This is a genomic window from Vibrio sp. YT-15 (genome assembly GCF_033337445.1).
GTDB classification, from domain to species: Bacteria; Pseudomonadota; Gammaproteobacteria; order Enterobacterales; family Vibrionaceae; genus Vibrio; species Vibrio alginolyticus.
On record NZ_JAWOQR010000190.1, the window covers coordinates 1 to 1,015 of the forward strand.

The 1,015-nt window shown below is 46.1% G+C and carries 2 protein-coding genes; both read left to right on the forward strand.

Features of this window, described 5'->3' with window-relative positions:
- A partial coding sequence (locus R7D93_RS26215) for an outer membrane lipoprotein-sorting protein (RefSeq protein WP_318129673.1) occupies nucleotides 1–329 on the forward strand: 329 nt, incomplete at its 5' end.
- Between the two features lie 40 nt (nucleotides 330–369).
- Nucleotides 370–1,015: ABC transporter permease (locus tag R7D93_RS26220; protein WP_411976827.1), on the forward strand; the 646-nt coding region annotated here is incomplete at its 3' end.

Consider the following 1,015-nt stretch of genomic DNA (forward strand, 5'->3'; position numbering starts at 1 on the left):
GCTTTGAGGGGGATAAAGTCTGGGTCATCGAAGCGACGGCTAAACCTGATGCGCCTGTTGTTTGGAACAAAGTTACGTTGTGGATTTCTCAGTCGACGTATTTGCAACGCAAAGTGGAATTTTATGATGAGTTCGATGAACGAGTGAATGTGTTGACGACTTACGACGTTAAAGAGTTAGGCGGTAGAAAGATAGCGACGCGAATGGAGATGAAACCCGTCGATAAACCGGGGAATAAAACCATTTTTACCACGCATCAGGCACAGTTTGACTTCGATATAAATGATGACTTTTTCTCGCAGCAGCAAATGAAATCCCTGCGTGATTAACTTGCGGTAGAGACGAACAAAAGAGAGGGGTGAGAAGCGGATGCTCATCAAACTTGCATGGCGCAATTTATGGCGGCAAAAAAGGCGGACGTTACTGACGGCCACTGCTCTCGCGCTAGTGCTTTTTCTTTCCTTACTCACCAGAGCCTTCCAAGAAGGTAGCTACAGTTCCAACATCAAAAACGCAGCAAAGTTTTATACTGGGCTTATTCAATTGCAAAACCCTGAGTTTGGCGACTCATCTAGTATTGATGATGTGCTTCCTCAAACCGATGCCTTTATTTCAGCATCTAAAGCAAACTCGAATATCGATGTCATTCTTCCGCGTGTTGAATCTTTTGCCTTAGCGGCGAAAGGGGAGCGTTCGAAAGGTGTCATGGTTCTAGGCGTTGATCCTGAATCGGAAAATGCGTACTCCCACATTAGTGACAAACTGGTTCGAGGTGAGTTTATCGCCTCTGGGCAAAATGCGGTTTTGGTCGGTGGCGGTTTAGCGCAGTATCTTCGTTTGAAGATTGGCGATGAGTTGGTGTTGTATGGGGCTGGGTATCGTGGTCAGACGGCTGCGGGGTTGTATCGTGTCGCTGGAATTTTGCATTTTCCGTTACAGCAGTTGGATTCCCAATTGGTTTATATGCCTCTCGATACTGCTCAGACATTGTATTCACTTGATAAACAAGTGACGG